Origin of the sequence: Acinetobacter sp. 226-1, assembly GCF_030329325.1 — a bacterium.
Lineage (GTDB): Bacteria > Pseudomonadota > Gammaproteobacteria > Pseudomonadales > Moraxellaceae > Acinetobacter > Acinetobacter sichuanensis.
On record NZ_JACANU010000026.1, the window covers coordinates 1 to 9060 of the forward strand.

Annotated in this window: 9 protein-coding genes and 4 pseudogenes; 8 read left to right on the plus strand and 5 right to left on the minus strand. The window is 41.0% G+C overall.

Annotation, left to right across the window (positions count from 1 at the left end; all coding sequences use genetic code 11):
- The first annotated feature begins 30 nt into the window (after positions 1–30).
- The 3 genes and pseudogenes from HX124_RS17295 to HX124_RS18205 form a co-directional block, all read left to right on the plus strand.
- Positions 31–657 carry a phosphoribosyltransferase gene (locus tag HX124_RS17295; RefSeq protein ID WP_228722245.1) on the plus strand — a complete coding sequence of 209 codons (627 nt, stop codon included), beginning with the start codon at positions 31–33 and terminating at the stop codon, positions 655–657.
- 393 nt (positions 658–1050) lie between these two features.
- Complete coding sequence (locus HX124_RS17300; protein ID WP_005245164.1) at positions 1051–2250, plus strand: tyrosine-type recombinase/integrase; 1200 nt, start codon at positions 1051–1053, stop codon at positions 2248–2250.
- Between the two features lie 33 nt (positions 2251–2283).
- Positions 2284–2361, plus strand: a pseudogene (locus HX124_RS18205) (antitoxin HicB); the annotation flags it as partial.
- 32 nt (positions 2362–2393) lie between these two features.
- On the opposite strand, the pseudogene HX124_RS17305 reads toward HX124_RS18205, so the two are convergent.
- A pseudogene (locus HX124_RS17305) lies at positions 2394–2705 on the minus strand (MerR family transcriptional regulator); the annotation flags it as partial.
- Between the two features lie 79 nt (positions 2706–2784).
- Here HX124_RS17305 and HX124_RS17310 point away from each other — a divergent pair.
- A complete protein-coding gene (locus HX124_RS17310; RefSeq protein ID WP_005245162.1) occupies positions 2785–3516 on the plus strand; it encodes a transglutaminase-like domain-containing protein in 732 nt (243 codons plus the stop codon).
- Positions 3503–4390 (plus strand): cation diffusion facilitator family transporter, encoded by an 888-nt coding sequence (locus HX124_RS17315; RefSeq protein WP_127800877.1) that lies wholly within the window; start codon positions 3503–3505, stop codon positions 4388–4390. Before HX124_RS17310 ends, HX124_RS17315 begins: the two co-directional genes overlap by 14 nt.
- Before the next feature lie 84 nt (positions 4391–4474).
- Here the strand turns inward: HX124_RS17315 and HX124_RS17320 are convergent.
- Positions 4475–4699, minus strand: a pseudogene (locus tag HX124_RS17320) (efflux RND transporter permease subunit); the annotation flags it as partial.
- On the opposite strand from HX124_RS17320, the pseudogene HX124_RS17325 reads away from it, so the two are divergent.
- Positions 4699–4842 (plus strand): annotated as a pseudogene (locus HX124_RS17325) (antitoxin HicB); the annotation flags it as partial. The pseudogenes HX124_RS17320 and HX124_RS17325 sit on opposite strands and share 1 nt — an antisense overlap.
- Before the next feature lie 252 nt (positions 4843–5094).
- Here the strand turns inward: HX124_RS17325 and HX124_RS17330 are convergent.
- Entirely contained in the window at positions 5095–5346 is a 252-nt protein-coding gene (locus HX124_RS17330) for a hypothetical protein (protein ID WP_004658363.1), read from the minus strand.
- Between the two features lie 194 nt (positions 5347–5540).
- Between HX124_RS17330 and HX124_RS17335 the strand changes: the two genes are divergently transcribed.
- Positions 5541–5762, plus strand: coding sequence for a helix-turn-helix domain-containing protein (locus HX124_RS17335; RefSeq protein WP_004658364.1), 222 nt, complete (start codon positions 5541–5543; stop codon positions 5760–5762).
- Between the two features lie 172 nt (positions 5763–5934).
- Here HX124_RS17335 and HX124_RS17340 read toward each other — a convergent pair.
- Together HX124_RS17340 and HX124_RS17345 are read right to left on the minus strand one after the other, a co-directional pair.
- Positions 5935–7079, minus strand: a protein-coding gene (locus tag HX124_RS17340; RefSeq protein ID WP_286418728.1) for an IS3 family transposase whose coding sequence is annotated in 2 segments (ribosomal slippage) — positions 5935–6815 and positions 6815–7079 — 1146 coding nt in all. Because the reading frame shifts where the segments join, the coding sequence is not laid out codon by codon here.
- 106 nt (positions 7080–7185) lie between these two features.
- The gene (locus HX124_RS17345) at positions 7186–7800 is read right to left on the minus strand and encodes a recombinase family protein (RefSeq protein WP_101998597.1); all 615 of its coding nucleotides are present in this window, start codon (positions 7798–7800) and stop codon (positions 7186–7188) included.
- A gap of 125 nt (positions 7801–7925) precedes the next feature.
- On the opposite strand from HX124_RS17345, the gene HX124_RS17350 reads away from it, so the two are divergent.
- A complete protein-coding gene (locus HX124_RS17350) occupies positions 7926–9002 on the plus strand; it encodes a DUF4158 domain-containing protein (RefSeq protein WP_502872842.1) in 1077 nt (358 codons plus the stop codon).
- Positions 9003–9060 lie beyond the last annotated feature (58 nt).

Genomic DNA, 9060 nt, shown 5'->3' on the forward strand with positions numbered 1-9060 from the left:
GGTAAGCAGAGTTTTTGAAACGTAAGGCCTTTGAATAAGACAAAAGGCTGCCTCATCGCTAACTTTGCAACAGTGCCAGATTTAGTTTCGGATGAGGCGATTGCTGAACTAGAAAGAATTATCGATGGTCGGGAAACTATTATAGTACCTGTACATGCTGAGGAAGCAGTCGGTCGTAATATGATTCCTTTAGCTACTTCAGCAGTTATAGCAAAGAAACTTGGGCTTGAAGTTGATACGAATATAGTTCAAGCTATAAAAGTATCAAGAACTGGCGGTGATGGGTGGCATAGATTAGCCAACCCACCAGCATTTGATGGGACAATAAACAATGATAAATGTGTTATTATTGTTGATGATACCCAGACCCAAGGTGGTACTTTTGCAGCATTAAAAGGTCATATTGAAACAACTGGGACGAATAAAGTTATTGGAGCATATGCACTGACGGGTAAACAATACTCATCACAATTAGCTCTAAGTAAAGAAACTCTTCAGCAATTGAGGGATGTATATGGTAATCTTGAAGCATGGTGGAAATCGATTTACGGGTACGATTTCGAAAGGCTCACAGAGTGGGAAGCAAAGTATATCCTCAACTCTCGTAAAACAGCTGACGAAGTCCGAGATAGAATCATTGCGTCAAAACAAACGTGATGCTTATGCACTTATGATGAAAATGAATTAATTATTATTTAATTAAGTTAAAAGACTGCTATATAGCGGTCTTTTTTGTTTTTGAGCTCTACAAATTTTAATGAGTACATATAGTTACTTTTATAAAAATGATAATAAAGGGTAGAGGAGGTCATCTAAGAATTTAAAGCACAAGACTTATTTAACATTGATGACAGAAAAAGTGAGTTGTTGGGAACTTAAAGAAGAGGTGGTACTTATAATGGTTACTAAAATACAAATACTTAAAATATTAAATATATAAAACAATATATTACAAATATATATGATGCGTAGTGTACGCATCATACATAAAGCGTTCTATTTTGATATAATTGATCCAATCAACCCATTGTTAGGTTTCATTTAAATTCCATGAGTCTTACTGAAATTAAAGTTCGCCAAGCTCATTGTAAGGAAAAAACCAGTTTTTTATCCGATGAAGATGGGCTTAGCCTGAAGATTGAGCCGAGTGGAAGAAAATCTTGGTGCTATCGCTATACAGATCCACAAACTAAAAAACGTCGACGCATTCAGTTAGGTCGTTATCCTGATTTATCGCTGAAAAAGGCACGACAAGTCAGAGATGACTTTAAAGACAATGATTTCTGTTTTGAACAAGATACTGCCTCTAATGTCATCACCTTTGGTAAGGTCGGGGAGGAGTGGTTACAGTTCAAACTGAAAAATGCCTTCAACGATCTACCCCGCTGTGGTGTACTACAGTTAGCAGAAAGATGCTTACAGCAAGATATTTATCCAGACCTTCAGGATCTACCTTTTCAAAACATCAAGCGTTATGACCTGGTTTCAGTAATCAAAAAAATAGAGGGACGCCAAGTAAAAGAACCTGTCAAGAAAGCTTGTAGTTATTTGAACCAAATTTATGACTACGCTGTAGCGATGGGTTATTGTGAATTCAACATCGCGCATGGTTTAAATAAAATCGCCATTAACAGTAAAATCAAGAAAAATTATCCGTATTTGAAAGCGGAGGATATATCTGATTTTAAGTATAAATTACAAAAATTGGATGCCCATCCGATTATTAAAAAAGCACTGCTGTTCAAATTACATACTGGCGTGCGAGGGGCTGAATTGTTATTGGCTGAGCCTCATCATTTTGATTTAAATGAAAAAGTCTGGAAAATACCTGCCTTGCATATTAAACAGTTTCGACGAAAAGTCATATTAGGCCATGAGATTCCCGACTTCTTAGTTCCACTTTCAGATCAGGCTTTAGATATTTTAAAAGACGTCATGCAATGGTCATACGGTGAAAAGTACATTTTTGCTAGCCCACGGAAACATAATCAACCGATTCATTTTAATACATTAAATATGGCTATACGTAAGATGGGCTATGGAAAACATCAATTATCCTCTCATGGACTACGTTCCACTTTTAGTACCATTTTGAATGACTCAGGTTTGTTCCAGGATAACTGGATTGAGGCACAACTTTCACATATTGATAAGAACCGTACCCGTGCCAGCTATAATCACGCTGACTATTTAGCCCAGCGGACTGAAATGATGCAGTGGTGGGGTGATTATTTAAGTACTGCTAAGTGAAAATCGTACTTTTATACATAGACTTAAAACATTATGGGGTTTCAAATGGATAGTAAACAATATACTTGCCGTGTTACATGGTCAGCAGAATATAATGAGTATGTTGGGTTGTTCGAACCACAAGCACTAGCCATTTGTTGTAATTCAGCTTTAAGCGCCCTTAATTCTTTCATGCGTTTATTCACTAGTGCAAGTTGCTGATCAATTAATGCATTAACGCTAGAGCAGCTTTCTTCTGGCTTATTTTTTAATTCGATAAGACGTTTAATATCATTGAGTGATATATCTAGGCTGCGACAATGCTTTACGAATTCCAATTGTTTAAGTGCTTTGCTATCATACAGCCTGAAATTACCTTCTGAACGATTTGGATTTAACAGAAATCCTTCTCTTTCATAATATCTAATCGTTTGTATTGAACAGCCCGATTTTTTTGACAATTCGCCTATTTTCATCAATTTCCCCCAGACATTTGACTCTATAGTTACTATAGAGTCTATAGTATAAGTATGCAACGAAAAGGATATATAAAAAATGACTGAGAAATATTTAAACAATACGAATATCGTTAATTTTGAACACAAAGATATCCAATCCTTGATCGATCAACGTAGGTGGAAAAACTTGGATAACTTCAACAAAATTGGTGCCGCTTATCAGTTTGTAAAAGATGAGATTTTCTTTGGTTATAATGAAAGCGATGATATTGCAGCAAGCGATGTGCTAGCAGATGGTTATGGACAATGTAATACTAAGGGTAATCTGTTAATGGCACTATTGCGTGGACTAGGCATTCAATGCCGATTTCATGGGTTTACCATAGACCAGCAACTACAAAAAGGTGCTATCCCAAGCTATGTATTTTGGTTAGCACCTAAATACATCATTCATAGTTGGGTAGAAGTTTACTTTGAAGGGCGTTGGATAAACTTAGAGGGCTTTATATTGGATGAGCAATACTTAAGCTCTCTACAGGAGAAATTTGACCAAGTAAAAGATGATTTTTGTGGTTATGGTGTTGCAACAAAGTGCTTTTCATCACCAGATACAGATTGGCGTGGAGAAAATACCTATATTCAAAAAGAAGGTATTCATGATGACTTTGGGCTTTATGATTCCCCTGATGAGTTCTATCTCGAAAAAGGGACTAACTTGTCGGGGTTCAAACGCTGGATATATCAACGCTTGATACGTCACTTGATTAATATGAATGTATCAAAACTAAGAAATAGAAAAGTACTAGAGGTACAAAATGCACAACCATAATCATAGTCATCAACATGGTAAAGATGACCGTATTGGTTGGGCATTTTTCCTTAATGTGACATTCACTATTATCGAATTTATAGGTGGTTGGCTCACTAACAGTACGGCGATAATGGCAGATGCAGTTCACGATCTTGGTGATAGTCTTTCAATAGGTTTTGCGTGGATTTTAAGTCGTTTTTCAGATAAAGAAGCATCAGATAAGTTTAGTTATGGTTATCGTAGACTTACTCTCTTTGGCGCATTGATAAACAGTATTGTTTTAATCATTGGCTCAATTTGGATTTTATTTGAAGCAATTCCAAAGCTGTCCAATCCTGAAATGCCTGTAGTCGAGGGGATGTTAGGGCTAGCGATACTCGGCGTTGCCGTTAACGGATATGCTGTATTAAAATTAAAAGCGGGTGAAACATTAAATGAGAAAGTGCTGACATGGCACCTTCTTGAAGATGTACTTGGATGGGTTGCCGTTCTTATAGTCTCTATCGTACTGTTGTTCGCTGAACTGCCGATATTAGATCCCCTTTTATCAATAGGGTTCACGCTGTTCATCTTGTTTAATGTTTTCAAAAACCTGAAATCAACACTCGTTTTATTTCTTCAAGCTGCACCCGATAAAGAGACTCAAAAGCGTATTAAACTATCACTAATGGAATTTCCTGAAGTTAATGGTATCCACCACATGCACTTTTGGTCACTAGATGGTGAAAGTCACGTTTTAACAGCGCACCTTGAGCTGAGTGACAACTTTGACGTTAAAGAATTAATTAGGCTTAAACAAGAAGTTGCAGCTAAATTATCTTCCTATCATTTATCGCATACAACGATAGAGTTTGAGTTTTTAAATGAAAATTGTCGGGATGAAGCGCAGTAAGCTTTATCAATAAAATGTTGGGCATACAATATTAAAAGCAGCTTAATTAGGCATAACCTAGTAATTAAGCTGCTTTTTTTGATTTTAAATTTCGTCGGATTGCTGTTTGCTACTCTCAGAGCCATGCGCCCATTGATATAAAATAGGCAATACAAACAAAGTTAAAATTGTAGAAGATACAATACCGCCGATAACAACTGTTGCTAGTGGTCGTTGTACTTCTGCACCAATTCCAGTGTTTAACGCCATTGGAATAAAACCTAAACTTGCGACCAGTGCCGTCATTAAAATAGGTCTTAAACGAATGATGTGCTGAGTTTCCATCATTGTCTTGGCTTGATGCGGATCAGTCTAAAGCATTCTCAGGAATAGAGGAGCTCGTTGCTGATGTTGTCGCTGATATGATTAGCAATAATGAAAAAGTTCCTACACCACTCTCCGGGAAAATATAGTAGGCAGTTTGTTGTCCTTGTTCTCAGTGGTTCAACAAAAACTAGCCCTCGAAGCCGCAGAACGTGGCGTGGACATAAATTGTTTAGTATCAGTAAAAAGAGCGATGTAATTTTAGTACGAGTGAGTGATAGAGCAGGAACCTATGCTTCATATATTCAGTAAATGGTATGTTTTTGAATTAATAGGTATTTTTAAATAAAGCTTTCTTTGATTTAGTGCTTTTTATTTAATAAATTAATTTTAAAAACAACTTAGGCTAATTGATAAACACTATCTGGAAAGATTAAAAGAAAATATTTTTTAATTTCTGCTAATTCATTTAAGGCAGGTTCCCTTTCAAGCAGTTGAAATGTCCAAATAAGTACAGCCTGATGATTATCATAGCAAGTATTTACTCCAAGAAAATTAGCCATTCCATAACTTCTATTGATGTTCATTTCTTTAATTAATTGATTTCCTAAGTCACGAGCTTGCTGGCTGATCAATAACTCATTTGGTAACACGGCGGTCATCTCCACAAAATAATCTAATGCAGGTTCAATCCTTATATTTAAAAAGTTATAATTTAGTTGAAATGGATAAAATATACTTTCTATAAGTTGTAATAACCTGCTGTAGGTTAATTTTAGCAAAGTATTACTCAGTCAACAACTTCAAATAACCCACAGCAAGTTATTTTTTGTAAATTAATTTAAATATGATTACTTGTAAGTTATCTAGCCTCATGGGCGATAGAAAAATTTTAAAATTAAGTGAAGTGGTGCATGCAACAGGTATCAATCGCAACACGCTCACAAGTATGTATTATGACCGTGCTGTACGTATTGAATTACCAGTCGCCGATAAGTTGTGTAAGTACTTTAACTGTACGATGAATGATTTGTTTGAGTTTAAGGAAGAAGTTGAAGAAAAAGATTAACTTAATACTTCGTTTGATAAGTTTTTCGAAGAAAAAGACTAGCCAATACTTAGTTTGATAAGTTTTTCTCTGCAGATCTAATATTGAATTTTATAAAATATCATTACAAACAGAGGTGGTTCCACTTGTTTGAACAACTAAAAGCGTATTTATAAGTGATATTCCGCTCTAGTTAAGCCACCTTGTTTTGTTGGGGTAGCTGATCATAGTAAAACTCATTTGGTGTCATTTTGTCTAGACTCGAATGAGGTCGTTTCAGATTATAAAACTCAAAATATGCACTCAATTGCTTTTTCGCATCTGTGACACTGCTATAAGCTTTGAGATACACCTCTTCATATTTAACGCTCCGCCATAATCGTTCAACCATCACATTATCTACCCATCGACCTTTACCATCCATACTGATTTGAATGCCATTTGATTTCAATACATCAATAAATGCATCACTGGTGAACTGACTGCCTTGGTCTGTATTCAATATTTCAGGTGATCCATATTTTTCAATCGCTTCATTTAAAGCCGAAATACAAAAATCCACCTCCATACTAATCGATACCCTATGCGCAAGTACCTTGCGGCTATGCCAATCAATCACAGCACATAAATAAACAAAGCCTTTTGCCATAGGGATATACGTTATATCCGTAGACCACACTTGATTACTGCGCTGAATAGCCAATCCTTTGAGCAGATATGGATATTTACGGTGAGCTTGATTGGCCTGACTTAGATTTGGTTTACGATATAACGCATTAATGCCCATTTTCTTCATTAAAGTACGTGTATGACGTCGTCCTATATGATGTCCTTGACGATTCAATAAATCACACATCATACGGCTACCTGCAAAAGGGTATTGCATATGTAACTCATCCATACAGCGCATCAGCTTCAGATCTGATTCACTCACAGGTTTTGGGCGATAGTAATAACAACCACGGGAGACTTTCAGCAGCTTAGCTTGCTTAGATACTGAAATCTGAAGTGAGTCATCGATTAACTTTTGTGGTTGAAGCGACCCAGTTTCTTCAACACACCTTCTAAAAAATCAATTTCTAATGCCTGCTCACCGATTTTTGCATGTAGTTTTTTTAGATCGATGGGTGGTTCTGTTGGAGCTTTTGATTGATCGAAAGCTTGCGAGGAAGCTGAAATCAGTTGATTTTTCCAGTCAATAATTTGGTTTTGATGAACATCAAATTCAGCACTCAATTCAGCAAGTGTTTTTTCTGCTTTAATCGCAGCAAGTGCTACCTTAGCTTTAAAGTCATTTGAATGATTTCTTCTTGGTCTACGTGTCATAAAATACTCCATATATTGATGTTTATAACATCATTTGGGGAGCAAAATATCACTTATAAGTGTTGTTCAAATTTCCTGATCCACCTCTGTGGCTCAACCTGCGAAAAGAAACGAGTTGCTACGTAAGTCCGAGAACATGCTTTCCATGGTCTCTGAGCTCGCCTTTGGGACCGACATATCGGTAGAGAGTGACGCGCTCGATGCCGAGTTCCTTGCAGAGATCGGAAACTGAAGTATCGCGCTGGGCCATGGCGGCTTGCGCGAGACGCACCTGAGCTTTGGTGAGCGCGAATTTTCGTCCGCCCTTGCGACCGCGCGCTCTCGCGGAGGCGAGACCCGCCATGGTGCGCTCTCGGATCAGATCCCGCTCGAACTCGGCCAAGGTGGCGAAGATTCCGAACACCATGCGACCGGACGCAGTCGTGGTGTCGATCTGAGCGCCCTTTCCAGTCAGAACCCGCAGGCCGATCTTGCGGTCTGACAGCTCCTTCACCGTGTTGACCAGATGGGCAAGCGATCGTCCGAGGCGATCGAGCTTCCAGACCACCAGCACATCGCCGTCACGCAATGACTTGAGGCAGGCAGTCAAGCCAGGGCGATCATCACGACCGCCGGAAGCAAGATCATCATAGATATTGTCCCGTTCGACACCTGCGGCGCGCAAGGTGTCGTGCTGCAGGTCGAGAGACTGCGAGCCATCGGCTTTGGAGACGCGGGCATATCCGATCAGCATGTATCACAAACGTTGGTTTGAGGCGGCGCTTCGGCCACGATTGCATTGACCTCTGGAAATGTATCTCAACCAGCTTCATAAACAAAGCGTCTTGAACGCTATCAGATTTTGAAAAAGGAACATGTATGCCGCGTCGCGTCACTCTAACCGATCGGCAGAAAGACGCGCTGTTGCGCTTGCCGACTTCACAGACGGATTTGCTCAAGCACTATACGCTGAGTGATGAAGACCTTGGGCATATCAGGCTGCGTCGGCGCGCTCACAACAGGTTCGGCTTCGCCCTGCAATTGTGTGTCCTGCGCTATCCCGGCCGGGTGCTGGCTCCAGGCGAACTGATCCCTGCAGAGGTCATCGAATTTATCGGAGCGCAGCTTGGCCTGGGTGCCGACGATCTCGTAGACTATGCTGCCCGCGAGGAAACACGGCACGAGCATCTTGCCGAGTTACGGGGGCTCTACGGCTTCCGCACCTTCTCCGGACGTGGTGCGAGCGAGCTGAAGGAATGGTTGTTCCGAGAAGCCGAGATGGCGGTGTCGAACGAGGATATCGCCCGTCGCTTCGTAGCCGAGTGCCGACGCACCCGCACTGTCCTTCCCGCGACATCCACGATCGAGCGGCTTTGTGCCGCGGCTCTCGTCGATGCCGAGCGACGCATCGAGACGAGGATCGCCATTCGTCTGCCTATGTCGATCCGAGAACAGTTGCTGGCATTGCTCGAGGAGACGGCTGATGATCGGGTGACCCGTTTTGTGTGGCTGCGCCAGTTCGAGCCTGGCTCGAACTCTTCGTCGGCCAACCGGCTGCTCGACCGGCTCGAATATCTGCAACGCGTCGATCTCCCCGAGGATCTGCTTGCCGGCGTTCCTGCCCATCGGGTGACTCGTCTGCGCAGGCAGGGTGAACGGTATTATGCCGACGGCATGCGCGATCTCCCGGAGGACAGGCGGCTTGCGATCTTGGCTGTTTGCGTCTCGGAATGGCAGGCGATGTTGGCCGACGCAGTGGTCGAAACCCACGACCGGATCGTCGGCCGTCTCTACCGTGCTTCGGAGCGTATTTGCCATGCAAAGGTCGCAGACGAAGCGGGGGTGGTGCGTGACACCCTGAAATCCTTCGCCGAGATCGGGGGCGCCCTGGTCGATGCACAGGATGATGGCCAGCCGCTGGGCGATGTCATCGCGAGGGCACTGTTGCAAAGTTAGCGATGAGGCAGCCTTTTGTCTTATTCAAAGGCCTTACGTTTCAAAAACTCTGCTTACC